Below are 25,374 nucleotides of genomic sequence, written 5' to 3' on the forward strand. Positions count from 1 at the left end.
GAGATGACACATTCAGTGATTCTATTTTTCGCCACATTTTCTGCAGCAGCCCTCGGGGTGATGTTACCCGGACTGGTCAATATGACAGCGGCAAAGACCAGTGCTCAGAAAGGCAAAACAAATGGTATGCTGTTTTCTCTGGGCGCTTCCCTTATTGTTATCGGACAGGCTTATATAGGGGTGCTTGCGTCCAAATACCTGTACCGTAACCCGCATATTATAGACCTCTTACTGAAGGTGGCGGTGGCCGTGTTTGCTTTTTTTGCTATCTACTTTTTTGTTACCGGTAAGCGGCGCAAAGAAAAAAAGATGCGTACCGTGTATGTGGTCAGCAAAAGAAAGAGTTTTTTCAAAGGCGTGCTGCTCTCCTCGGTTAATCTTTTGCCCATACCGTATTTTTGCGGACTCAATGCGGCATGGAATGTTTCCGGCTGGATTAAGTTTCAGCTTGCAGATATCCTTATTTTTATCATGGCCGCAGGGATGGGGACATTTGCTACCCTGTACATGTACGTTGCGTATTTCAATAAACTCGAGAACAAAACCGGAAGGTTTACCAAGTATTCCGATTATATATTGAGCGGATTGATGCTCGTTCTGGTCATTATCACCCTGATCCGTATCTTTTACGGCAGGGCCGTTGCCTGATATATCCGCCTGAAAAAGCAGTGATGGAAGAAGAGAACTTTTTTGAAAAAGTATATGCCGTAGCCCGGAAAATTCCTTCGGGCAGGGTAACGTCCTACGGAGCCATTGCCCGTTATCTCGGAGCCGCACGCTCTGCACGGATGGTCGGCTGGGCTATGAATGCCTGTAACGGAAGAGAGGACGTACCGGCACACCGGGTGGTCAACCGCAAAGGGGTGCTTACCGGCAAGCATCACTTCGAAGGGACTAACCTGATGCAGCAACTCCTGGAAAACGAAGGCGTGGAGGTAGAAGATAACCAGATCATAGATTTTGACATCCTGTTCTGGGACCCGTCGGACGAGTTGGATACGACGGAATAGCGGAGAAAAAAGGGAATACCGTATGATAGGAGATCCCTATCCGCAGATTGAGTATTTCTATATAAAGGTTTTAAAATATGAAAGTGAAACCTTATCTTTGTAATTTAGAATGAATTTAATTTAGAATGAGTCTTTACTAATGAAGTTAGATAAAAAAGAAATAGTAAAAGCATTGGAAAAGATCACGGTGCCCGGAGAAGGTAAAAACATGGTGGAAAGCGGAGCTGTGACCAATGTAATGACTTTCGGAGATGAGGTCGTTGTCGATGTAACTATAAACAATCCGAGTTTGCAGGCCCGGAAGAAGACCGAGGTTGAAATCCTGAAGGCCATTCATAAAGAAGTTTATGAAAAAGCAAAAATAAAGGTCAACCTCAAGGTAGATACCCCGGAAAAGAAACCCCAGATCAAGGGAAAATCGATTCCAGGGATCAAGAACGTCATCGCGGTAGCTTCCGGAAAAGGTGGCGTCGGGAAATCTACGGTTACGGTAAACCTCGCGGTTACCCTGGCCAGAATGGGGTTTCATGTCGGGTTGCTCGATGCGGATATTTATGGCCCCTCGGCCCCTATTATGCTCGATGTGGAGCGGGAAAGGCCATTGGCCATACAGGTAGACGGAAAATCCAAAATGAAGCCTGTGGAAAACTATGGGGTTAAGGTATTGTCTATCGGCTTTTTTACCCAGCCCGATCAGGCGGTAATATGGCGTGGGCCGATGGCTTCGAAAGCCCTTAACCAGATGATATTCGATGCCGCCTGGGGCGAACTCGATTTCCTTCTGGTAGACCTGCCTCCGGGAACAGGCGATATTCACCTGAGTATTATGCAGTCCCTTCCCGTTACCGGAGCCGTTGTGGTAAGTACGCCGCAAAATGTGGCTCTTGCCGATGCCAGGAAAGGTGTGGCGATGTTCCAGCAGGAAAGTATCAGTGTTCCCGTACTGGGGATCGTAGAAAATATGGCCTATTTTACCCCGGAAGAACTTCCGGAGCATAAATATTATATCTTCGGGAAAGAAGGAGCACGAAACCTGGCGGAAGACCTGGGAGTTCCTTTCCTCGGAGAGATCCCGCTGGTACAGAGTATCAGGGAAGCCGGAGACGTAGGGCGGCCTGCGGCATTGCAGACGGCTACTCCGCTGGAAGAAGCCTTTGAAGAACTCACGAAGAGTGTGGTGCAGGAGGTTGTGGATCGTAATGAAAATCTACCCCCGACCGAAGCGATCAAAATAACAACAATGGCCGGGTGCTCGGCGGCGAAAAAAAGATAATACGTGGAGAGAAACCACTGAAGGCCGTTCCGCAGTACCATAAACTCAAAAAGATGACAAAAGAAGAATTAAAACTGAACGTAGAGAAAGCCCTGGACGAGATCCGTCCCTTTCTGAAAAGTGATGGCGGTGATATATCCCTGGTTTCCATTGATGACGGAAAACTTGTAAAAGTCCGTCTCGAAGGAGCCTGTACCGATTGTCACGTCAATCACATGACATTGAAAGCCGGGGTAGAAACTACGATAAAAAAGTACGCTCCCCAGATCGAAAGGGTAATAGGCGTCAGTTAGGGCACTACGAGGTAATATACCGTTCTCTTTATGCTTGGGGTAAAGGGAAAACGCCGGTTATTACCCCTGTTTTCCCGGAAACCGGGAAAGAGTCTGGAAATCCTAATTTACTATACAATGATTAAAACAGATATACTGATTATCGGTGCCGGTCCTACGGGATTGTTTGCAGTTTTTGAAGCCGGATTATTAAAGCTGAAATGCCATATTATCGATGCGCTTCCGCAACCCGGCGGACAATTATCCGAAATTTACCCTAAGAAACCCATTTACGATATTCCCGGTTTTCCGGATGTTCTGGCAGGAGATCTTGTCGATAATCTGATGAACCAGATCAAATCGTTCGAACCCGGATTTACCCTGGGCGAACGGGCGGAAACCATTGAAACGCTCGACGATGGCAGCTTTATCGTAACAACCAATAAAGGTACCCGCCATCACGCACCCGTTATCGCCATTGCAGGTGGCCTGGGAAGCTTTGAACCTCGTAAACCCCCGTTGGAGAATATCGATTTCTATGAAGATCGCGGGGTGGCCTACTTTATAAAAAACCCGGAAGTGTACCGCGATCAACGTGTGGTCATTGCCGGAGGAGGAGATTCGGCACTGGACTGGAGTATTTTTCTGGCCGATGTTGCTTCGGAAGTAACGCTGGTGCACCGCAGAAATGAATTCCGCGGAGCGCTCGATTCTGTCGAAAAGGTTCAGGAACTTAAAAAACTGGGGAAAATAAACCTGGTGACCCCTGCAGAAATAACCGCCCTGCACGGGACAGATAAACTCGAGGCCCTTTCTATTAACCGTAACGGAGAGACAGCATTTCTCGAAGCGGACCACTTTATTCCGCTGTTTGGTCTGGCTCCGAAACTCGGTCCTATCGCCGATTGGGGACTGGAAATTGAAAAGAATGCCATCAAGGTAAACAACGCACTGGATTACCAGACCAATATACCGGGTATATTTGCTATTGGGGATGTAAATACCTATCCCGGGAAGCTGAAACTTATTTTGTGCGGTTTCCACGAGGCCACACTGATGTGCCAAAGTGCCTACCAGATTGTTAATCCGGGGAAAAAATACGTAATGAAATATACCACGGTAAGTGGTGTGGACGGTTTTGACGGCAGTCGTAAAGAAGCTCCGAAAGCTGTTATAAAGGCTATTGAATAATAATCACAACTCATAACGAATACTACAACAAAGGAGGGGTATTTCCCCTCCTTTGTTGTTCAGGCATTTAGGCGCAAGGCAATATCATTAAAGGACCTTTTGAGCTTATACCGATCGGAAATTCCGGTTTTATATACTATAGGTAGAAGGCGAGCCGGGGCAACGGCCAAAGTTTTTACGCCCCCGGCATGTGCGAATAATGCCATTTAAGGGATTGTGTTGACGACCAACCCAGTCCTGTTCGCGGTCAACCTAATCCTGTTCGCGGTCAACCCAATCCTGTTCACAGTCAACCTAACCCTGTTTGCTGTTAATACAACCCTGTTCGCAGTCAACCCAATCCTGTTTGCTGTTAATACAACCCTGTTCGCAGTCAACCCAACCCTGTTCGCTGTTAACACAACCCTGTTCGCGGTCAACACAACCCTGTTCGCGGTCAACACAACCCTGTTTGCGGTCAACACAACCCTGTTTGCGGTCAACACAATCCTGTTCGCAGTTAACCCAACCCTTTTAGCGGTCGGCATAACCCTGTTCGCAGGCAGCATAGCCCTGTTCGCTGTTAATACAACCCTGTTCGCGGTCAACCCAATCCTGTTCGCGGTCAACCCAACCCTTTTAGCAGTCAACACAACCCTGTTGGCGGTTGACATAACCCTTTTAGCAGTCAACCCAGTCCTGTTAGCGGTTAACATAAGCCTGTCAGCAGTCAACATAACCCTGTCAGCAGTCAACATAACCCTATTCGGTGTTAACAGGGTTATGTTTATGCACAGTTTTTGGGGTTTTTAATCGGGATATCCCTATAGGCTTTCTTTTATGGACTTCTGTTGCCGGGAGGGGTGTAAAAAGGGTCATTATTTTATTGGAGCGATTACCATCCTTTTATTATACCCGGGAAAACCTTGTTTATACCTGCCCTTACTTTTTGGCCGTAAGTATGACAGATTTCGGACAGTAGCACCATGGGGTTGATGAAACATCGTCCTGTAGCATCGTTTACTCTGATATCCTCAGTTTTTGGGACCGGTATTTTTTTATACGATTTAAACTCTGTTTGATATTACCGGAGGTTCATTGTCGTTCCGGAAATTACTTCCGGGATTTGTGAAAAACGCTGCATCTTATATTTTGGAGTTAGAGTCCTTAATGAGCTATAAGTAAAAACTTTCACGTATTGAACGTGTTTGTCCTGTCCATGAAATTAACCGGAAATAAACATGTTTTTTATTTTTATCAAATCTAAATAAATTTAAATTTGTACCGCAATATTCACCTGTACGAAAGATCCATGCGGTTTATAGTATTACTTTTATTGGGTACCTGCCTGCCATTGTCGGCACAACAATACATCTCGGGAACGGTTTCCGATGCCGATACCGGGAATCTCATGGCGGGGGTAAACATTATAGACCTTGTTTCGGGGCAATGGACTATTTCCGGAGATGACGGTGCTTTTACCATAGAAACTTCAGCCCGACAATTTGAGCTCCATTTTCAGATCCTTGGAAAAGAGACTTATGTACTGGACAATGAGGGGGCGGATGGTCTTGATCTCATGAAGCTTTCCATTGTACTGAAAGACAAAAATCTGAGACTCGATGAAGTGGAGGTAACAGGAGTACGGAAAAGGGACCGGGCAGGCTCTTCCATCCTTTTCGACAAATATGCCATCAGCCAGGTACAGGCCTTCAGTCTTGCAGAAATATTACAACAATTACCGGGCAGTGAAATAAGACCTTCCGTACTGAACGAGCCCCAGACCATTTCTCTTCGAACGGCCATGGCAAAGAAAAACAATGCCTTTGGTGTTTCTTACGTCCTGGACGGTATGCAGCTTTCCAACGATGAGAATATGCAGCTATATAATACAAAGGCATCCGGGGTAACAACTTATGATAATGTGAATACGGGTTATGATCTCCGGAGTATCCCGGCTTCCAACATCGAAAGTGTGGAAGTCATTGCCGGGATCCCTGATGCAAAGTACGGTAATCTTACCAGTGGGATCATTAAAATAGACCGTAGAGCAGGGGTTTCTCCTTATAGGGTTTCGGCAAACATACGACAGGGGAAAACTTCCGTAAGTATAGATAAGGGGCTGCGGCTGGACGACCGTAACACGCTAAGCCTTTCTGCCGATTACCTGAACTCCAATGCCGATCCGCGGAATAGCCTGGAGCAATTTGATCGCATTACAACCGGCCTGATCTGGAGTACTGTCAACCAGAATCAGGTTTTTAAGAATACACTATCCGTAACCCTTCGCAAGAACCTGGACGACATGAATTATGATAAGGATAATAACGATGGCGGCCAGGTGGCCAAATACAAAAAGGAAACGGGTATCTTACTGAGTAACCGTGCCAAATGGGCTTTACAGTCCCGATGGATGGATAATCTGGGGTTTCAGGCGGGAATTTCCTATGCTTCACAGGAATCCTATGATCAGCAGTTTGTGAATAACGGGGGTAAGGTAGTTCCCCTGGCTATGGAAACCGCATTACAACCCGGGGCCTACACTCCGGTGGCCTATCTCATGAAAAAGCAGGTTTTCGGTAAACCTCTCAATGTATCAGCGCGGCTGGACATTGACAAATATATCAATACCGGCGGCTGGGGACACAGCATAAGTTACGGTGCCGATTTCAGCCTAAGCGATAATCTCGGCCGGGGAAGGATATACGATCCTTCTTCAGCTAATGCCCAGGTAGTGCTCAGCGGACAATCAACCGGTGATGAAGGGGTCCGCCCGCTTGATTTTAACAAATACGTACAGTCTCAGAAGAGGTACGGCGTCTATTTTCAGGATAATATACGATATACGTTTGCCAATGACAGAAAGCTATACGCCAATATCGGGATGCGTTATGACAACCAGAGCGGATATTCCGGTTTCAGTCCGCGTGTCAACCTGGGCTATGAGCTCTCCGATAAGGTGAAAGTGCGTTTCGGTACCGGTTTTGCCTCCAAAGCGCCATCGCTCTCCAACCTCTTTCCGGGGGATAAGTATTTTGATTACGTCATGGCCGATTTCCGAACCAATTACTATTCCTATAACCTGGTACAGACCTTTGTAAAGAAAATAGATAAACAAGAACTGAAACCTTCCAAATCCTGGAAATTCGAAGTCGGAGCAGACATTAATACGGCAATAGGAAATATCAGTCTTACCTCTTATTATAACAGGAGCTACGACGGTTTTATGGCAGTAGATGTCCGTGAACTCCGTCAACTTCCCCGGCTCGAATTTGATTTTCCCGAAGAGCATGGTGCCCCCACATATACGATTAGCGGTTATGATCCTACTATTATCAAGCACAGTCTGTCCGTGAATTCCAGTGTTGCACGGGATTTCGGACTGGAATTTATGATGCATCTCAAAAAGATCAGGGCGATTAATACGTCATTCGCATTTTCCGGGGCCTATACCTTCAGTGATTCGTCTAACGGGGTTGATCTCGTGGAAAAGACTGATGATCCCCTCGAAAAAGAATACCTCTACGGATATTACCATAAGGCTAATGACAAGTTTGATGCCCTGAGGTTACGCCTGACCGCGACCCATCATATTCCGGATATAGGGCTATTGATTTCCCTGACTGCCGAACAGTTTACCCGGACCACCAGTTATGCTGTGCTCAGGGATAATCGTCCTTTTGCTTACGCCAATGCCAATCTCGAATATTTCGAGATCCCCGAGGCAGAGCGGGATAACCAGAAGTACAGTCCGTTGTGGAAGGATATGTCGGTCACACAAGACCGGACCTACCCGGCATATCACAATTTTCACCTGAGAGTTACCAAGGAAATGCTCAACGGGCTCAGCCTGTCCTTTTACGCATATAATTTTCTGAATTACAGGCCTTATGTTAAAATACTTGATGCATATAGTATAAGGAATCAGAAAGTGTCATTCGGCGGTAACGTAAAATTTGTTTTTTAACCTGATTAATAACCAATGAAATAAATATCAATATGAGAAAAACCATTATGTACACGCTGTTTTTCAGCCTCTTGCTGAGTTGTAGCAATGACGATGATAATTTTGTCAGCGTCATGTCATATGAGATCCGGGTAAACTATGATGAAACTTACGGAGGCGAAGGTGCTGCCGGCGCAAAGGTTACCTTTCTTAACCTTGAGGACGGCAGGAGTTATGCGAGTACTACCGGAGATTCCGGTCTGGCTACCGTGGATATTGTGCCCGGAAATTATAACCTGACGGCGTCGCTTACGATGAGCAAGGAAGATTTCGAGACCTTTACGGGACAGGGGGTAGAAGGGGATGTACAATTTAATGCTTCCCTGCAAAATATAGCTATTACTGCAGAGCAGAACGAAAGTGCCGTACTTCGTTTGGTGACGGGGACTATCGGTAACCTGTTGCTGAAACAGATTTATTACGCCGGCTCGGATACCAAGCTGGGGGCCATATACAGGGACCAGTTTTTTGAGATCCACAATAATTCCAACGATACCCTCTACCTGGACGGCCTGTGCTTTGCGCAGCTTTTCGGTTCGGCCAGTACGCCCTCCTCACTTCAATCATATCACCTGCCGAACGGACAATTGGACTGGAGCAAATCAGTAGGGCAGTCCAAAGGAGATAAATCCAATACCGACTATGTGTATGCCGATGAAGTGATACGCATTCCCGGTACCGGGAACGAGTACCCACTGGCTCCCGGTAAAAGTGCTATAGTAGCAGGCACTGCCGTGAATCATAAAGCACCCTTAACTATTGTAGATGATGAGGGAGAGGAAAAAGTCTACCAGGTGGAAAATCCTGATCTGACTGTTGATCTGAGCGGGGCGCCTTTTGAGGTATATTTCCGTGATTACCTGGTCGAGAACGGAGGAAGTTTCCTGGATTCGGATATCGATAACCCAAATTCGGTCAATGTGGAAGTGGCCTTTAAGTCCTATTCCGGCAAAGATCTGATACTCGATGCCAATGGCCGGGATGCTTTTGCCCTGTTTTATGGGGATGACGAGATCATTTCTTCCTGGGACCGCCTGACCGGCCCGGATAAACCCATAGATGATATAGAAGATAAGACTACCAGGTACCTGCAGGTTCCCGTATCGGTACTGATCGATGCCGTGGAGGTGCAGCAGTCAGATCCCGCACGACAAAAGCCCAAGCGCTTGCCCGATGTTGCCGATGCCGGGGAGATCTCGGTGCCGAAGGGCCGTTACTCTTCACAATCCGTAATACGCAAACAGGCCAGGATCATCGGTGATCGGGTGATCTATCAGGATACCAACAATTCCTCCGAGGACTTCGAGGTGCTCGACCATCCCCTTGTAGAGATCGATTAAATAAAACAGGAATGATGAAGAAGCAGTATATTCTCCTGGCCATAATCTTGGCGCTGACGCTGTCCGGGCTTTATGCCCAGGACAGAAAAACACCCGGTACGGCCCATGACAATGTGTTTTATCCGGAAGTATACGAAGTTTATAAAAATATAGGGGTACAAATGAAATACGTACCGGTGGGGGATTATACGGCTTCTTCATTGTATTACCGGAATACAGCGGGAGATCTGCGGCAGGGACAGGAGGCGGAAAGCGTGCAGCATGTAGGTATCAGTACCCGGGGATTGTACCGGGGGAAAAAAATTATGTTTTTCGGAGGGATAGATATCCGCAAGGAGTATATGGACGACCAGGGATGGGGATTGTCGTACGGTGGGCTCAGGGACGGGGTTATGGAAGACCCGCATTATCTTGCGGTGGCCAGGCCGGCCAACTGGAGCAACCAGTATTACGAACTGGGGGGAGGATTTACACTGCCTGTTATTGCCGACAGGCTGGACGTTTCCCTCGAAGCAGAATACGATGCCTTTAACAAATACCGTACGGATCTCGACCCACGAACGGAAGTGACGTATAATCGCCTGCACTTCAAAACCACCGTCGGATATACTTTTCTGGAAAAACATCAGCTGAGCGCCGGGGGAGCCCTGGGGTATTTTCATGTGAGCAACAGCGCCAAATTCAATAATAACGGGGCTAATATCCCCTATAATTACGACCGTTATATCCGTTGGGTCACCGGCTATGGAACTATGGCTAACAGTGCATCCCATGCAATCAAACGGCGCAACACGCACTGGTCGGTAGTTGCAGGGTATAGTTATCAGGATACGGGATGGCGCCTGCTCTGTCAGTTTCGCTATTCCGGGTCCCGTACCGATACATTCAAGGATAATAGTGACGATCGTTACGCAAGCGAGAACATTTATGGGATATATCATACCGATGAGATGGAAAATAACCTGATGCTGCTCCGTTTTCCGGACCAGGACAGAGCTTTTAAGGTACATCTTTCCGGTATACGGCGACAAGGAGATAATTTTCTGACGGCAAAGGACGGAAAGAATTATACTATGGAACAGACAAAGCTGGGCCTCGGAGCTTCCCTGATACGATACCGGGATACACGCATCCGCTACGATACGGGGATGACATTGACGTATCTCGGGGTTCAACAGCAGGATCGATTATCGCAGACTGCTACCGATAATTCCTTGCTGCATGCACAACTTTATTTTTTAAAGGACTATATATTGAATAACAGTATGATACTGACGCCCGGAATAAAAGGAGGTTATCGTCATACGCTGGACAATATGCTGGCCAACGGCTCCGCATCCTACCTCGGGCACATAACGGAAAGTGATTATGCCGGGCTCGCATTAAAGCGGTTTTATGAAGATGTGGTGTATCACGATCATGAAATTTGGTCTCAAAATGTATGGCTGGCCGGGGCAGGTGTTGACCTTCGGTTTAGGGAGATCAGGAATTTCGATCTCACGCTCAGGATCAGGACCGAAGTACAGCAGGCTGTACAAACCGGTATGCAACGCTGGACTACAGGGATAGCTGTAGTGTTGGATTATTAGTAGATACGTCGGGGAATTCCGAATATAAATCCTCCCCGGAACAAACGGTATCATCGAAAAACCGGAGGGCTTTGATGTTTCTCCGGGGATAAACGGTAAATAATAAAAACAATACTATTGAAAAAGCTGCTTACCACCATCATTTTGTGTATGGTCATTATTGTAATTGTATCGTTCCGGTCTACGGCGGTTCAGAGTTCGTATTACACCCTTCCGGAGCTCAGGGAGCGTTACGGAAGCGGCGATACTTCGCGTTGGCCGGAGGCTTTTCTCGATAGTAGTGTGGCAGCCGGTTTTAAAGAAATAGGAGTGCTTCCGGAAATGAAGTTCCCGGAAGATAATCCGTATTCCGATGCCAAAAAAGAACTCGGAAAAATGCTCTTTTTCGACCCCCGTCTTTCCGGTTCCGGTCAGATCGCCTGTGCTTCCTGTCACGATTCCGAACTGGGATGGGGAGACGGACGCAGGCTTTCTTACGGGCATGACCGGCAGTTAGGCAAGAGAAATTCCATGACCTTGCTGAATGTAGGGTATGCCGACAGCCTGTTCTGGGATGGAAGAGCGGCATCACTGGAAGAACAGGTTGATTTTCCGTTGACAGACACACTCGAAATGCATTCCGATCATAAGATCGCCGTTGGAAATATCCGAAGGATAGCCGGATACCGAATAGAATTTTTTAAAGCTTTCGGTGACACGATGGTATCTTTTGACAGGATAAGGAAGGCCCTGGCTACCTTTGAGAGGACCATAGTGAGCGGAACAAGCCGTTTCGACCTGTTTGTCCAGGGCGATACCTCCCGGCTTTCGGACCGCGAAGTACTGGGGCTGCACTTATTCCGTACCAAGGCGAGATGTATCAATTGTCATAATACTCCGCTGTTTTCCGATAACAAATTTCACAATACCGGACTTACGTATTACGGTCGTAAATATGAAGATCTGGGCCGGTATGAACATACGGGCAAAAAGGAAGATGTAGGAAGGTTCCGTACGGTAACTTTAAGGGAAATCGCCCGCACCGCTCCCTATATGCACAACGGGATCTTCCCGAATCTGAGGGGGATAATCAACCTGTATAATGCCGGAATGCCGCGTCCCGCACGGAAACCCCATCAACAAAACGACTCCCTTTTTCCTGAGACCTCACCACTGTTAAAAAAACTGGATCTGACCGATAAGGAAAAAATAGCATTACAGGCGTTTTTGCTTACGCTTACCTCACGGAGCAGGAGGGAAGATCCTCCGCTGTTGCCGCAATAGGATTTCTATGATGTCCATAAGCAACAACATACTTCTTTGGCCGTTGCAAGGCCACACGTAAAACCGGTAAAAGGGCCCGGACATACGGGGGGCAATCGCCGTTTTATATGGTAGTAATGAGATATGGGGCCTATCTGAGTACTACAAAAGCTGCATTTGACATGTGAATACCGAAATATAAAAAAGAGAAAGAATAATACGATTCTTTCTCTTTTTGTCTTGTAATCGATTGAAATATTGTTTCCTGATCTCCTTTATTTTCTTGTAAAACTGTATATTTTTTGCTACAATTCTATGTTTTTAATATTTTAACGTGTTAAAATTGTTATAATTGATAAAATATATATATTTTAGTGCAATCGATTACAAGATTTTAATCATTTACCAACTAATTTCTTTATTATAATGGACTTTAAACTACTTTTCATGATTCCCGTAAAAATGCTGTGGGCTTTTTTCGTGTTCGGACTCTTCTTGATGTCGCCGGCACTTTATGCCCAGGAAAAGCAGATTACAGGTACGATCACCGATCAGCAAGGCGTGCCATTACCAGGAGTAAATATCCTGGTGAAAGGTACGGCCAACGGAACCCAGACCGATTTTGACGGTAATTATGCGATTAATGCGGCCCCCGGACAGGTATTGGTATTTACCTATATCGGTTTGAAGAAAGAAGAGCGGACCGTAGGGAATGCCAATACTTTAGACCTTAAAATGAGTGAGGATGCCGAAGCCCTGGACGAGGTAGTGGTCATCGGTTACGGAGCTGTAAAGAAATCCGATCTTACCGGGGCCGTAGCCTCTGTGAAAGAACGTGACCTGACGTCTATACCGGTTACCAATGCCCTCGAAACCATGCAGGGAAAGGTCCCCGGGGTAGATCTGACCAAATCGAGCGGACAGGCCGGAGCAGGACTTAATTTCTCCATTCGGGGAAACCGCTCCCTGAATGCCGATAATGGTCCTCTTGTCGTGGTAGACGGCATGATTTACGGGTCTACACTCGATGTTAACCCCAACGATATCGCATCGGTAGAAATTCTCAAAGATGCTTCGGCAACGGCTATTTATGGTACATTGGGGGCAAACGGGGTAGTGCTTATTACGACCAAAAGAGGACGCTCCGGCAAAAGTAAAGTCTCTTTCAACAGTTATTACAGTGTACAGAGCCTCGGGGGATATGCCGATATTATGAACGGACCCGAATGGGTGCAACTGCGAAGAGAATCGAGGAGGACCGTGGGCGAGTGGAGCAGTCCGGCAGACGATGCCAATATCTTTAACCCGACCCAACTGGAGAATTTTCAGCAAGGTATCTGGACCGACTGGGCAGACCAGTTGCTCGGTACCGGGAGCCAGCAAAACCACCAGGTGAGTGTTTCCGGAGGCTCCGAAAAGACTACATATTATTTTTCCATGGAATATTTTCGGGAGGAAGGACTGCTGGAGAACGACAACCTGGACCGTTATAGCGGACGTCTTACGGTAGACCATAAAGTACTCGATAACCTGAAGCTTTCTACCAATATCATGTATACCATGAAAGACCACGACCGCAGAAGGGACCCGCTTAACCAGGCTAACAAGATGAGCCCGCTCGGCAGGCCCTATGACGACCAGGGAGACCTTATTACTTTTCCTGTCGGGGACAGTTCTACACTCAACCCGCTGGTCGACCAGTTACCCGGCAACTACAAGGATAACGAAGACAACAAGCGATTCTTCGGAAATATCAGTCTGGACTGGACACCTTTGGAAAATCTTACGTTTACGTCCCGTCTCGGTGTGGATCACATGAATTTTCGCAGAGGGGTATTTTCCGCGACCAATACGCTCGAAGTAGGTGCGGATGGTCTGTCACTGGCCAGTGCCGAGAACGGAACTTTCAACCGCACCACCTGGGAAAACTTTGCCAATTATACCTATACCACAGGAAAACACGAGATTTCCGGATTGCTGGGGACCAGTATCTGGAAAACCACGGAAGAAAATTACAGGGCCGAAGGAAGAGACCTGGCCTCGGCGACCATGTTGTTTCATAACCTGGGCGGATTACAGACCCAGATCCGTGTAAACAGCAGCCTGGAAGAAAAGCAACTGGCTTCTTTTTTCGGTAGGGTCAATTATAAATATGCAGATAAATACCTCGTTACCCTGTTAATGCGGGCAGACGGTTCTTCCGTACTGGCCCCGGGCAACAAGTGGGGATATTTTCCTTCTGCCGCCTTATCGTGGGTACTTAAAGAGGAGAATTTCCTGAAAGACAGCCAGACCGTATCACAGCTAAAGGCACGGGTAAGTTACGGGATATCCGGGAACAGTGCGGTATCACCTTACCAGACCCTGGGAAGTCTCTCCAAAAGTACGTATGCGTATGATCGCGGAACAGATGAAACCCCGGCATTCGGATATTACCCGTCACTCATAGCTTCCAATAACCTGAGCTGGGAAACCACGGCAACGACCAACCTCGGACTCGATTTCGGATTTTTTAACAACCGCATATCCGGGTCACTCGATCTGTACCAGCAAAACACGAGCGACCTCTTGATGCAAAGGGCATTACCTACATCTTCCGGGTTTAGCACAGCATGGGATAATATAGGTAAAACACGCAACAGGGGACTCGAACTGTATGTCAATACCCGGAATATTGTTTCACAGGACAATGGTTTCGGCTGGAGTTCGGATATTACCTTTACGACAAACAAGGAAGAAATACGGGAACTTCCCGAGGGCGACCGTGACCTGGCCAATGGCTGGTTTGTCGGACAACCGATATCCTCTTTTTACGATTATGAGAAATTGGGGATCTGGCAACTCGACGAAGCCGACCAGGCTGCGTCATACGGACAGGAACCCGGAGATATCAAAGTCAGGGACCAGGACGGCGACGGGGTGATCACTCCCGAAGACAGGGTTATCATAGGAAGTACCGTGCCCGATTTTACCCTTGGGTTTAACAACAGGTTCAGTTACCGAGGTCTGGAACTAAATGTATTCGTATATGCAAGGCAGGGGCAGACCATTATCAGTGAGGCGGCAGGCTCTTATAAAGTAGATGCTCTCGAAAACGGTCCCAAAGTAGATTACTGGACCCCGGAAAACCCCACCAATGCCTATCCGAGACCGGATGCAGGCACCAGCCGTGCAAGTACACAGTATTATTCTACCTTGCAATATGTAGACGGTTCTTTTGTGAAGATCAGGGATATTACCCTGGCTTACAACTTTCCGCAATCCGTGACAGACTATCTGAAAATAGCAAAACTTCGTTGTTATGCTACCGCCAAGAATTATTTTGTATTTAGTGATATAGACCCTTATGATCCCGAGAGAGGCGGAAATCTCAGTTTCCCGATGACAAGACAATTGGTATTCGGGATCAATCTGGAATTATAACAAACCACCAAAAGCCGAAAAAAATGAAGATCAAAATAAAAATTATAGTATGCTCGCTCCTTGCCGGGGTATTCGCTTCCTGCGAAAGCTTCCTGGAAGAAGATAATAAGTCGGGCCTTACGGCAGATGCCTATTATGCTACCCTGGAAGGTATAGAAGCGCTGGTAAATTCCTGTTATACCCCGATGAGATTCTGGTACGGTAAGGAAAACGGAATAGCCCTGACCGAAACCGGAACCGACATTTTTACCCGGGGGAACGGTATGGAAAACCCGCCGGTAGCCTTGTATAATTCCGATTTGTCGGGTGCCAATGATCCCATAGAGTTTTACTGGACCCGTTTCTACTCGGCATTGAATACCTGCAATGCGGCAGTAGAACGTATACCGGATTCCCCGCTTGCGGAAAATCTGAAACCTGTGAGAGAAGGAGAAGCCCGGTTTCTTCGTGCATTTTACCTGTGGCATATCGTAGAGACCTGGGGCGATGTACATCTTTTTACCGAAGAAGTAAAGAGTATACAGGAAACCGCGACCCGTACGCCGATAGCACAGTTTTATGACCAGATATTCGAGGATCTCGAATTTGCCGTAAACAACCTGCCGCCTTCCTCGGAAGATTACGGAAGGGCAAACAAGGCTGCGGCAGAAGCCTTCCTGGCCAGGATGTACCTGACCCGGGGAGAAGATGCCCTTGCCTCCCGGCATGCCAGGAACGTGATCAGTGATTATGGCTTTTCCCTGGTGGACAATTATGCGGATCTTTGGGATATCGACAATGTCAGAAATCCGGAGATCGTGTGGCTGGTAAACTTTACGGCCGACCTGGTGCTGAACCTGGAACTGGAGACTCCCGATGATGGTGATGATGATGATGATGATGATGAAATCTTGCTCCGGGACGGGGGCAATAACTCCCACTTGTTCTTCCTGATGACCTATGACCAGTTGCCCGGAATGAAGCGCGATATACAGAACGGGCGTCCTTTTGCCAGGTTTATGCCTACGGCACACCTGCTCGACCTGTTTGACGAAAATATGGACTCGCGTTTCGATGCGACCTTTCAGCGGGTATGGTACTGTAATAATGCAGACAATGCCCCGGAAGGGATGCAAGTGGGAGATACGGCGATATACGCTACCAAATACACGATCCCGCAGGCGGAAAAGGACAGTAAGACCTATACGGTTATCGACAGGAGCCGGACCTATGACGACAATGATGCCCCCCGGGTGAGGGACCGGTATGTCTCACTGAAAAAGTTTCTCGATCCTTCGAGGCAAACCATATCCCAGCAGCAGGGAAAGAGAGATGCCTTTGTTATCCGTCTTGCCGAAATGTACCTGATTGTGGCCGAGGCCGAATTAAACCTGGGCAATATGGGCGATGCTACGGAATATTTTAATGAAGTCCGGAGAAGGGCCGCATTACCGGGACACGAAGACGATATGGAGATTGCAGAAGGCGCGCTCGATATCGATATGATACTCGATGAAAGGGCGAGAGAATTTGCCGGGGAGCAACTCCGCTGGTTCGATCTGAAGCGCACAGATAAACTCGTGGAGCGTGTAAGGGCCTGGAACCCCGATGCATCCCCAAATATTCAGTCTTACCACCGGTTAAGACCTATACCGCAGGCACAACTGGATGCGGTAACCAATAAAAGTGAATTTCAGCAAAATGACGGTTACACGAGATAAGGTGTTTCCATAAAAATAGAGTTTAGTGTTGAATCGGAGCCCGGTTAGTGTGTGATGTAACGGGCTCCTTTTTCCGGAAAAAAATATTGACTATGAAAAAAAAGAGCATATATATGGCTTTGTCTTTTCTGGCACTTGTTGCCTGCAAAGACAGTGAAAAAAAAGAAAAGGCCGTAATAACCACGCCTGCCGGGGAGGTATCGGCACCTTCCGGAAAGGTGTATGCCGAGATATCCGTAAAAGAAGGCGGGACCTGGCAGGACGGTCCGCGTGACCACAAGGAATATACGGGAGGAACCTTCCGGAATGTAGACAGGCTGGATGTCCCCGCCGAGCATACCGATCATACCTGGTATATCCGTTATGAAGGCCCGGGCTGGGAAAACAGCAATGTGGGATACCGTTTGTATCTCGATTGGCGTAATGCTATTGATGTGTGGGGAAAAAAAGTGGACACGCTCGTACTGCCTTATGTGGGACAGGACGGATTTGACTCTTACCACAAACCTGCCGACTGGGGGATGGATGTCCTTAAGGTGGCCAAAGGCCTTGGGGTAGGGAGCTACGGAAGACAGGTAGATGGGAAGACCCACCATTTTAACGTAGTCGCCAATACCGCTGCCGAAGTTAAAAATACGGATAAGGAAGCCCGGGTAATTATTGACTACAAGGGTTGGGAAACTCCCGGCGCCACTATCGATCTGCAGAGTGCGCTGAGCATGTATCCCGAAGGGCGGTATATGAAAGTTGTGCTGAAGCCTTCCGAAATGACGGAAGGGTTGTGTACCGGTATCGTAAAGTTCGATGATATAGATTTTCTCCGAAAGAAGGGAAAACAATGGGGGTATATAGCTACGTATGGAAAACAATCGTTATCGGGTGCTGATGATCAACTCGGTATGGCCATTTTCTATAAACTTTCGGAAGCCGCAGAACTCACTACGGGAACAGATGACCACCTGGTAATTTTTAAACCGGCAGCCAAGATTACATATTACCTGCTTGCTGCATGGGACCAGGAAAAAGAAGGAATCACCGATGAAGAAGAATTTACCGGGCATCTGGACGAATTGTTGTCCCGCCTGGATACCGCCGGCAGACTTGAGTAGGAGGAGCCGTTTTATTGTACTACAACCATATTAACCATTTTTTAGCATAACCATGATAAAACCTTTAAAAATAACTTTTCTGTCGCTACTTTCTATAACTGTTTTTTCCTGTAAATCCGGGGAAGAGAAAAAAGAAGCACAGGAAAAATCAAAACAAGAATCAAAACAAGAGGCCTATACCATACCGAAAAACCTGAAATGGTCGGAAAGGATGGCACTTTCCGAAATGGAGCGTTTCCCCGAAGCCTGGCAACTCGATTTTCATACCAAACCCAAATGGAGCTATACCCAGGGATTGGTTTTGAAGGGATTTGAAGAACTGTATAAGAAAACCGGTAAGGAAACCTATTATGATTATATAAAGGCTTTCGGAGACACTATGGTCAACGCCCGGGGGGAGATACTGACGTATGATATGCAGAAATATAATATCGATATGATCAATCCCGGCAGGGTATTGCTTTATCTCTATGAGAAAACCGGAGAGGAAAGATATCGCACGGCTATCGAAACGCTGAGGCAACAACTCGACAAGCACCCGAGAACATCCGGTGGAGGCTTCTGGCATAAGAAAATATACCCGTCGCAAATGTGGCTGGACGGTCTCTATATGGGACAACCGTTCTATGCCGAATACACCAGGACTTTTGACAAAGGAGAAGCCGCAAAAAAAGCTTTTGACGATATTGCCCTGCAATTTCAGCAGATACAGCAACATTCCCGGGATGAAAAAACGGGGCTTTTATACCACGGATGGGACGAAAGCCGCAAACAGCAATGGGCAGATAAGAAAACGGGGACATCACCGCATTTCTGGTCGAGAGCTCTCGGCTGGTATGCTATGGCCCTGGTGGACGTACTGGATGATTTCCCGGAAGATCACCCTGCAAGTAAAGACCTTATCCGTTACCTGAACCAGCTTGCCGTGGCATTGGCAGATTTCCAGGATAAAGATTCAGGACTCTGGTACCAGGTTACAGATCAAGGGGACAGGGAAGGGAATTACCTGGAAGCTTCGGGCTCCTGTATGTTCATTTATTCCCTGGCCAAGGGTGTGCGAAAAGGTTATCTGCCACAATCTTACATGGATGTAGCAAAAAAAGGATATCAGGGAGTGTTGGACCACCTTATAGAAGTGGAAGACAATGGTGTGGTAAACCTTACACAGGTATGTGCCGTAGCCGGTCTTGGCGGAAATCCCTATCGCGATGGTACCTATGAATATTACGTGAACGAAAAAATAAGGTCCAATGATCCGAAAGGGACAGGCCCGTTCATCCTGGCCAGCCTGGAACTGGACCAATAGTTCCGGAATTGTGAGGTACCAAGGTCTTTCTGCAGGACGGATGACACTTTTAGACCAGATATAAAAAATAAAATATTACCGATGCATAAAATAAGTACAGCTATAGCGTTATTGAGCATTTTCCTTTCACAGCAGCCTGTTCTGTTCGCCCAGGAATTCGTATCCGAAGTCTGGGTATCCGACCAGGGAGATGGCACCTACATCAATCCTGTTTTACATGCCGATTATTCCGATCCGGATATATGTAAGGTAGGGGATGATTTTTATATGACGGCATCCAGTTTTAATGCCATTCCCGGGTTGCCCATATTGCATTCGAAGGACCTGGTCAATTGGAAGCTGATAGGTCATGCGCTGGACCGCCAGCCACCTTTCGAGCACTTCAGCAAACCGCAGCACGGTAACGGGGTATGGGCGCCGGCCATCAGACATCATAATGGAGAATTTTACATCTACTATGGCGACCCGGATTTTGGCATTTACATGATAAAATCAGAAGATCCGGCCGGACCGTGGGAAGAGCCCGTACTGGTCGAAGAGGGGAAAGGTCTCATCGATGCCTGCCCGCTTTGGGATGACGACGGAAAAGCCTACCTGGTGCATGCTTACGCAGGAAGCCGAGCCGGGATAAAAAGTGTTGTTGTCGTAAAACCCATGAACCCCGAAGGAACAAAAGTTACCGGGGCGGGTAAACTGGTTTTTGACGGTCACGATGCCCATCCCACCGTAGAAGGAACCAAATTTTACAAGAGGAACGGCTATTACTACATATTTGCCCCGGCCGGGGGCGTTTCTACCGGGTGGCAACTGGCCATGAGGGCAAAGCATCCGTATGGGCCTTATGAAGAAAGAATAGTCATGGACCAGGGAAAAACCGCTATTAACGGTCCGCACCAGGGCGGATGGATAGCACTGGATAACGGCGAAAACTGGTTTGTACATTTTCAGGATAAAGAGGCTTACGGACGTATTGTACACCTCCAGCCCATGACATGGAAAAATGACTGGCCGGTTATCGGGGAAGATCGCGACGGGGACGGAAAAGGACAACCCGTTCTAAGCTATAAGAAGCCCGATGTAGGCAAGACTTATCCTGTGGAAACCCCTGCGGATTCCGATGAGTTCGAGGGCAGTGATATCGGGCTGCAATGGCAATGGCATGCCAATCCCAACGCTACATGGGCTTTTGCCAATCCGGCCAAAGGCCAACTGCGATTGTTTACGGCTCCATGGCCAGAGGATGCCCGAAATCTTTGGGATGCTCCGAACTTACTGTTGCAAAAGTTTCCGGCAGAAGTGTTTAGCGCTACGACCGCACTGGAATTTCATCCGAATCCCAAACTGGAACAGGAGAAAGCAGGACTTATTGTTATGGGGATGAGCTATGCTTATATCGCCCTGGAACACCATGACGGAGAAATACGCATCAGCCAGGTCGTCTGTGAAGATGCGGAACACGGTAAACCGGAAAAGGTCGCCGGAACCGCAAGATTGAAAGGCGCCAAAGTACAATTTCGTGTTGAAGTATCGGCAGGCGGTAAATGTACGTTCAGCTATAGTACCGATGGCAGGAAATTCGAGGTTCTGGGCGCATCCTTTACGGCGGTTCCCGGAAAATGGATCGGAGCTAAAGTCGGTGTTTTTGCCCTGCGGAACGCACAGATCAATGATTCCGGTTTTGCCGATATCGATTGGTTCCGTATAACCCGTTAGCTACTTGTTATTAAGGATTAAAAACAGTGACAGATGAAAAAAAATAGCAGAACGGGCAGGAAAATCTGCTTCGGTATCTGTGTTGTACTCTTTGTAAGTATTTGCCGGGGGCAGGTGTCGGATACGTTACGGCATCCACCGGTTACTGTCTTTACGATAGGAGATTCGACCATGGCAGATAAACCGCTGGAAAACGATAACCCCGAACGGGGATGGTGCCAGCTTCTTCCGGAATTCCTGACGGGGAGTATCATCGTTGAGAACCATGCGGTCAACGGCAGGAGCTCCAAAAGTTTTATATCAGAAGGGCGCTGGGCAAAAGTACGTTCACTGCTCAAACCAGGGGACTATGTATTTATACAGTTCGGGCACAATGACCAAAAATCCGAAGACCCTGCAAGATTTACCAATCCGTATACCGGGTACCGGCAAAACCTGGAGAAATTTGTAAGAGAAACGCGGGAAAAAGGAGCTGTTCCGATACTTTTCACGTCTATTGTGCGCAGAAATTTCAATGCGCACGGCACCCTGATAGCTACCCATGGCAATTATCCTTTGGTGGTCCGGTTGGTAGCAGATGCGATGGATGTCCCTTTGGTAGACTTACAGCGGCTCACCGAAAACCTGGAGATCTCGTATGGCCCTGAAAAATCCAAAGTACTTCACTTGTGGTACGCAGCAGGCGAGCTGGATATCTACCCGGAAGGTAAGCAGGATGATACGCACTTATCTGTAAAAGGTGCTACGGAGGTCGCTCGTCTTGCTGTTGATGCCATGAAAGAAGTACAGCCGGAATGGGAAGTATTTATACGGTAAAAGCCTTAGTGTCGGGGTGGTGACAGGGCGGGCATACAGCGATTTTATTTAAAAAATAACTGGAACTCCCCAATAAAGGAAAAATGTTTTCTTTTTTGGCTTATCTGTCATCGAAAATTAATTTTTATCTGTTAAAATTTGTTTTTGTGAAAATTATGTTAACTTTACTCTTGGCTATGTGTTCGATAACATAAAAGTAATAACGCTTTTGTAAGAAATTGCAAACAGCACTTTTCAAAAACAATTGATCATAAACTTACCGGGATACGGATCGGGTTTTGTAAAAGTGTACCACAGCAGAACAGATTTCGGATATTTTGAAAGCAGGTAAAGACATAGAAGTTGTATGGGAAGAGCTCCGGAAAGGGAGTACTGCCGCTTTGGGAGCTGTTTATGACGGCTATGCCGATATTCTTTTTTCGTACGGGATGCGGATGTCCGGCAACAGGGAGAAGGTCCTCGATGCTATTCACGATCTTTTTCTGGACTTGTACAAATACCGCAAGACACTCACATCATGCACTAACATCCAGTCTTACCTGGTCCGGTCGCTACAGCGGAAGATCCATCAACAATACAAGGTGGCAGATAAAACTGTTTTTGTAGCACATAGTGAAGCGCATCCTTCCATGGCTGCAGAAGTCATACATTCCGCAGAAGAAGAGCAGATTGTCAGGGAAATGCATTCGGAAAAGATCATACGTATGGAGTCGTCTTTTGAACGGCTGACCGAGAGGCAACGACAAGCCTTATTTCTGAAATTCAGGGAAGAAAAGCCCTATGAGGAAATTGCGGAGATCATGAATATTTCTATTGAGACATCCCGGACGCTCATTTACCGTGCGGTTAAGGTGCTTAGAGGACATTTACTTCCTTGCCTCTTTATTCTTGCAAACCTTTTTTTCAGAAGATAACCGGGAACAACCATAAGTGAAGAGGGACACTTTTCTGAAAAAGTACCCCTCTTTACGGTGCTGTGCATACCGGGCTACAGGTTATTTATCCAGTCGATATCCTGTGGTGTGGCCTGTTGTGGAGTCAGGGTATAAAGGGCATTCGCCGTGATGGTCAGGTTTTCCTGTTTATCAAAATACAGGTCGCCCTGGGCATTTTTGGCGATAATCACTACTGCAATCTGTTCTCCTATCGGAAGGTTCGGGTTTACGGAAAAGTTTTCTGTTCCGAACCATTCCTGGACAGGATCGTAATTGAGCCCGATAACGGCATTGAGGTTTTCAAAGACCATGAGTACGGCCACGTCCTGTAATCCGCCGGCCGACCCTGCCGTGAGGTTGACGTGTACGAAAGTGAGTTCATCCTGAGGAAAATTCAGAAACTTGTCTACGTTGATCCAGCCAAAATTCGGAATGGTAAAGTCGTAGGAATAGGGTTGTACCATAGCATCAGGCGATTCGTTGAACACCAGCCAGGTGAACGAATCATCCTCCAGCCCGTCATCCCACCTTGCTCCCTGGTTGAAGAGGATCATATCCGTAGGGTCTATATCGGTATCCCTCGGGAGTTTTACGGTCACCGGATTACTGCCGAAATGATGGTTGGCGGGGTTCAGGTACAGTGTTTCTCCGTTTTGAAGCGCTTCGATATACAATTCTCCGCCCGATTCCAGTAACTGACCGTTGGATTCCGTAGCTACCCCGGAGAGTAACAGGTCTTTTTTGGTCAGGATCTCTATAATACCGATCTCAACAGCTCCGGAGATGATATTTCCGTCTTCATCCACAAAAGCATCCGCAGGAAAACTGATTTCCGTTCCGCCTGCTCCTGTAACCGTAAAACCGGAAGAAGCATCCCCGGTAAAAGCTTGCAGGGACTGACCGTGCTCTTCGAAGAAAGCATCCGCTTCTATCGGGGTCGGTGTATCATCAATACCTTCCGTATCCAGATGATCATCTGAACAGGAGATAAACAATCCGGAAAAGATCCCGGCGATCGCGAGGTTTACAATACATTTTTTCATGGTATTTTCTTTTGATTAAACAGTTATTCTTTTAGTCATATATCCGTAACAGGTGAGGAATGTTACCCCGTTGCGATCGAAAAAGTGAAAAAAAGCAGCGTATAGCCCCGGATAAAACATAAGGTAATAGTGATTTTTCTACATATTTATTTTTCTTAATCGTCTTGTTTTTAGTGTTTTGTGATTCAGGTGTTAAGTTTTGTTAAAAAAAATGTAAAAATAATGTCTATACACTACCCGGATCTTTCTCTTATATAATAAAGGGCATACATTTTATTTTGTGCTCGAGGACAATTTGAAATTTATGTCATTAGGACTAAAAAAGTACGATAAGCAGTGGATATCCTGAACGAAGAAAAAAAGGCATTGAAAAATCGGATCATGCGATCTGTACAGCATTACCGAAGGCGGAAGAAAAGACAGCGGATAGGCATGATTAGCGCTTGCGTAATCCTGGTATTAGCCGTTTCGGGATGGTGGTATGGTGACCGTTTCGGTTCGTCTCCTGTTTATAAATACGCTTTAACGCTTCCGGAAAATCATCCGCAGGGTAGTGGAGAAATAGAGCTTTTTCTCGGTAAAGGAGACCGTATTGCGCTCGGAGCAGCAGATTCGACTATTGCCTATTCGAGAAACGGACAACAGGTAACGATAGGAAATTCGAAAACTGTTGAGCAAGGAGAAGAGGAGGAAGGAGCAATAGCTTATAATACGCTAACAGTACCTTACGGAAAACGGTCGAGGGTTGTACTGTCCGACAGTACTGTTGTCTGGCTCAATTCCGGTTCCAGGCTGGTCTACCCGGTGGCTTTTTCCGGAAATACCAGGGAAGTCTACCTGGAGGGAGAAGGTATTTTTGAAGTGGCCCACAATAAGGAGAAACCTTTTATGGTCCTTGCGGACAATCACCGTATACGCGTTCTGGGAACTGTTTTTAATGTGAGTAATTATGCGGAAGACAAGACATTGAAAACAGTATTGAAGAGCGGTAGTGTAGCGGTGGAGTATAAAGGAACGGGAATTTTAAAACAGAAACAAACCATAAGGATCGAACCCGGGACCATGACGGTATATGAAAAGAGTACCGGAAGGATGATCTCCGAAAAGGTCAATATAGAGGACTATTTTTCCTGGAAAGAGGGAGTGCTTATACTGCGCAACTGCAAATTGGGGGATATCGTGAAGAAGCTCTCCAGGTATTATAATATCGCTATAGAAATAGGAGATGAAGATCTTGCAAAGGAGACGTTTTCCGGGTATCTCGACCTTAAGGAAAGTGTAGAAAGTGTCATCAGCACTATCGGTAAAACCACGGATATCCGCTACTTTGCTACCGAAGAGAACAATAAATGGATTATTAACCAAAAATAGGATTATGAAACTGTAATTGTATACAAAGAAACCGGAAGATGCGCCAACACCTCCCG

At 47.0% G+C, this 25,374-nt stretch carries 19 protein-coding genes; 18 read left to right on the forward strand and 1 reads right to left on the reverse strand.

Annotation, left to right across the window (positions count from 1 at the left end; genetic code table 11):
* The first annotated feature begins 3 nt into the window (after positions 1 to 3).
* From BT112_RS11760 to BT112_RS11840, 17 genes are all read left to right on the forward strand, one after another.
* Entirely contained in the window at positions 4 to 648 is a 645-nt protein-coding gene (locus tag BT112_RS11760) for a LysE family transporter (RefSeq protein ID WP_072317581.1), read from the forward strand.
* Positions 649 to 671: 23 nt separating this feature from the next.
* Positions 672 to 1,010, forward strand: a complete 339-nt coding sequence (locus tag BT112_RS11765; protein ID WP_072317582.1) for an MGMT family protein — start codon at positions 672 to 674, stop codon at positions 1,008 to 1,010.
* Between the two features lie 139 nt (positions 1,011 to 1,149).
* A complete protein-coding gene (locus tag BT112_RS11770) occupies positions 1,150 to 2,283 on the forward strand; it encodes an Mrp/NBP35 family ATP-binding protein (RefSeq protein WP_072317583.1) in 1,134 nt (377 codons plus the stop codon).
* 53 nt (positions 2,284 to 2,336) lie between these two features.
* Positions 2,337 to 2,576, forward strand: a complete 240-nt coding sequence (locus tag BT112_RS11775) for a NifU family protein (RefSeq protein WP_072317702.1) — start codon at positions 2,337 to 2,339, stop codon at positions 2,574 to 2,576.
* 117 nt (positions 2,577 to 2,693) lie between these two features.
* The gene (locus BT112_RS11780) at positions 2,694 to 3,746 is read left to right on the forward strand and encodes an NAD(P)/FAD-dependent oxidoreductase (RefSeq protein WP_072317703.1); all 1,053 of its coding nucleotides are present in this window, start codon (positions 2,694 to 2,696) and stop codon (positions 3,744 to 3,746) included.
* Between the two features lie 219 nt (positions 3,747 to 3,965).
* On the forward strand, positions 3,966 to 4,538 hold the full coding sequence (locus BT112_RS11785; protein WP_139276154.1) for a hypothetical protein: 573 nt from the start codon (positions 3,966 to 3,968) through the stop codon (positions 4,536 to 4,538).
* A gap of 466 nt (positions 4,539 to 5,004) precedes the next feature.
* Positions 5,005 to 7,692, forward strand: a complete 2,688-nt coding sequence (locus BT112_RS11790) for a TonB-dependent receptor (protein WP_083564898.1) — start codon at positions 5,005 to 5,007, stop codon at positions 7,690 to 7,692.
* Between the two features lie 32 nt (positions 7,693 to 7,724).
* Positions 7,725 to 9,071, forward strand: a complete 1,347-nt coding sequence (locus tag BT112_RS11795; protein WP_083564899.1) for a DUF4876 domain-containing protein — start codon at positions 7,725 to 7,727, stop codon at positions 9,069 to 9,071.
* An 11-nt stretch (positions 9,072 to 9,082) separates the two neighbouring features.
* On the forward strand, positions 9,083 to 10,660 hold the full coding sequence (locus BT112_RS11800; RefSeq protein ID WP_139276156.1) for a DUF6850 family outer membrane beta-barrel protein: 1,578 nt from the start codon (positions 9,083 to 9,085) through the stop codon (positions 10,658 to 10,660).
* A 117-nt stretch (positions 10,661 to 10,777) separates the two neighbouring features.
* Complete coding sequence (locus tag BT112_RS11805) at positions 10,778 to 11,923, forward strand: cytochrome-c peroxidase (RefSeq protein WP_072317587.1); 1,146 nt, start codon at positions 10,778 to 10,780, stop codon at positions 11,921 to 11,923.
* Between the two features lie 426 nt (positions 11,924 to 12,349).
* On the forward strand, positions 12,350 to 15,325 hold the full coding sequence (locus BT112_RS11810) for a SusC/RagA family TonB-linked outer membrane protein (RefSeq protein WP_072317588.1): 2,976 nt from the start codon (positions 12,350 to 12,352) through the stop codon (positions 15,323 to 15,325).
* 23 nt (positions 15,326 to 15,348) lie between these two features.
* Positions 15,349 to 17,025 (forward strand): RagB/SusD family nutrient uptake outer membrane protein, encoded by a 1,677-nt coding sequence (locus BT112_RS11815; protein WP_072317589.1) that lies wholly within the window; start codon positions 15,349 to 15,351, stop codon positions 17,023 to 17,025.
* 92 nt (positions 17,026 to 17,117) lie between these two features.
* Positions 17,118 to 18,134 (forward strand): DUF4861 family protein, encoded by a 1,017-nt coding sequence (locus tag BT112_RS11820; protein ID WP_072317590.1) that lies wholly within the window; start codon positions 17,118 to 17,120, stop codon positions 18,132 to 18,134.
* A gap of 52 nt (positions 18,135 to 18,186) precedes the next feature.
* Positions 18,187 to 19,440, forward strand: a complete 1,254-nt coding sequence (locus tag BT112_RS11825) for a glycoside hydrolase family 88/105 protein (RefSeq protein WP_072317591.1) — start codon at positions 18,187 to 18,189, stop codon at positions 19,438 to 19,440.
* 81 nt (positions 19,441 to 19,521) lie between these two features.
* Positions 19,522 to 21,153 (forward strand): glycoside hydrolase family 43 protein, encoded by a 1,632-nt coding sequence (locus tag BT112_RS11830; RefSeq protein WP_072317592.1) that lies wholly within the window; start codon positions 19,522 to 19,524, stop codon positions 21,151 to 21,153.
* Positions 21,154 to 21,186: 33 nt separating this feature from the next.
* Positions 21,187 to 21,969: a rhamnogalacturonan acetylesterase gene (locus BT112_RS11835; protein ID WP_072317593.1), complete on the forward strand. Its 783-nt coding sequence runs from the start codon at positions 21,187 to 21,189 to the stop codon at positions 21,967 to 21,969.
* 317 nt (positions 21,970 to 22,286) lie between these two features.
* A complete protein-coding gene (locus BT112_RS11840; RefSeq protein WP_072317594.1) occupies positions 22,287 to 22,883 on the forward strand; it encodes an RNA polymerase sigma factor in 597 nt (198 codons plus the stop codon).
* 74 nt (positions 22,884 to 22,957) lie between these two features.
* On the opposite strand, the gene BT112_RS11845 is transcribed toward BT112_RS11840, so the two are convergent.
* The gene (locus tag BT112_RS11845) at positions 22,958 to 23,947 is read right to left on the reverse strand and encodes a hypothetical protein (protein ID WP_072317595.1); all 990 of its coding nucleotides are present in this window, start codon (positions 23,945 to 23,947) and stop codon (positions 22,958 to 22,960) included.
* Between the two features lie 381 nt (positions 23,948 to 24,328).
* On the opposite strand from BT112_RS11845, the gene BT112_RS11850 reads away from it, so the two are divergent.
* Positions 24,329 to 25,318: a FecR family protein gene (locus BT112_RS11850; protein ID WP_139276158.1), complete on the forward strand. Its 990-nt coding sequence runs from the start codon at positions 24,329 to 24,331 to the stop codon at positions 25,316 to 25,318.
* Positions 25,319 to 25,374 lie beyond the last annotated feature (56 nt).

It is taken from the genome of Sinomicrobium oceani, assembly GCF_900119185.1.
Taxonomy (GTDB): domain Bacteria; phylum Bacteroidota; class Bacteroidia; order Flavobacteriales; family Flavobacteriaceae; genus Sinomicrobium; species Sinomicrobium oceani.

What these genes read in the sequence shown, in the direction of transcription:
- BT112_RS11770 (WP_072317583.1), top strand. Translation starts at nt 1,150, where the DNA reads ATGAAGTTAGATAAAAAAGAAATAGTAAAAGCATTGGAAAAGATCACG.
- BT112_RS11780 (WP_072317703.1), top strand. Translation starts at nt 2,694, where the DNA reads ATGATTAAAACAGATATACTGATTATCGGTGCCGGTCCTACGGGATTG.
- BT112_RS11820 (WP_072317590.1), top strand. Translation starts at nt 17,118, where the DNA reads ATGAAAAAAAAGAGCATATATATGGCTTTGTCTTTTCTGGCACTTGTT.
- BT112_RS11845 (WP_072317595.1), bottom strand. Translation starts at nt 23,947, where the DNA reads ATGAAAAAATGTATTGTAAACCTCGCGATCGCCGGGATCTTTTCCGGA.
- BT112_RS11830 (WP_072317592.1), top strand. Translation starts at nt 19,522, where the DNA reads ATGCATAAAATAAGTACAGCTATAGCGTTATTGAGCATTTTCCTTTCA.
- BT112_RS11765 (WP_072317582.1), top strand. Translation starts at nt 672, where the DNA reads ATGGAAGAAGAGAACTTTTTTGAAAAAGTATATGCCGTAGCCCGGAAA.
- BT112_RS11810 (WP_072317588.1), top strand. Translation starts at nt 12,350, where the DNA reads ATGATTCCCGTAAAAATGCTGTGGGCTTTTTTCGTGTTCGGACTCTTC.
- BT112_RS11760 (WP_072317581.1), top strand. Translation starts at nt 4, where the DNA reads ATGACACATTCAGTGATTCTATTTTTCGCCACATTTTCTGCAGCAGCC.
- BT112_RS11835 (WP_072317593.1), top strand. Translation starts at nt 21,187, where the DNA reads ATGAAAAAAAATAGCAGAACGGGCAGGAAAATCTGCTTCGGTATCTGT.
- BT112_RS11825 (WP_072317591.1), top strand. Translation starts at nt 18,187, where the DNA reads ATGATAAAACCTTTAAAAATAACTTTTCTGTCGCTACTTTCTATAACT.
- BT112_RS11775 (WP_072317702.1), top strand. Translation starts at nt 2,337, where the DNA reads ATGACAAAAGAAGAATTAAAACTGAACGTAGAGAAAGCCCTGGACGAG.
- BT112_RS11850 (WP_139276158.1), top strand. Translation starts at nt 24,329, where the DNA reads ATGCGATCTGTACAGCATTACCGAAGGCGGAAGAAAAGACAGCGGATA.
- BT112_RS11795 (WP_083564899.1), top strand. Translation starts at nt 7,725, where the DNA reads ATGAGAAAAACCATTATGTACACGCTGTTTTTCAGCCTCTTGCTGAGT.
- BT112_RS11815 (WP_072317589.1), top strand. Translation starts at nt 15,349, where the DNA reads ATGAAGATCAAAATAAAAATTATAGTATGCTCGCTCCTTGCCGGGGTA.
- BT112_RS11800 (WP_139276156.1), top strand. Translation starts at nt 9,083, where the DNA reads ATGATGAAGAAGCAGTATATTCTCCTGGCCATAATCTTGGCGCTGACG.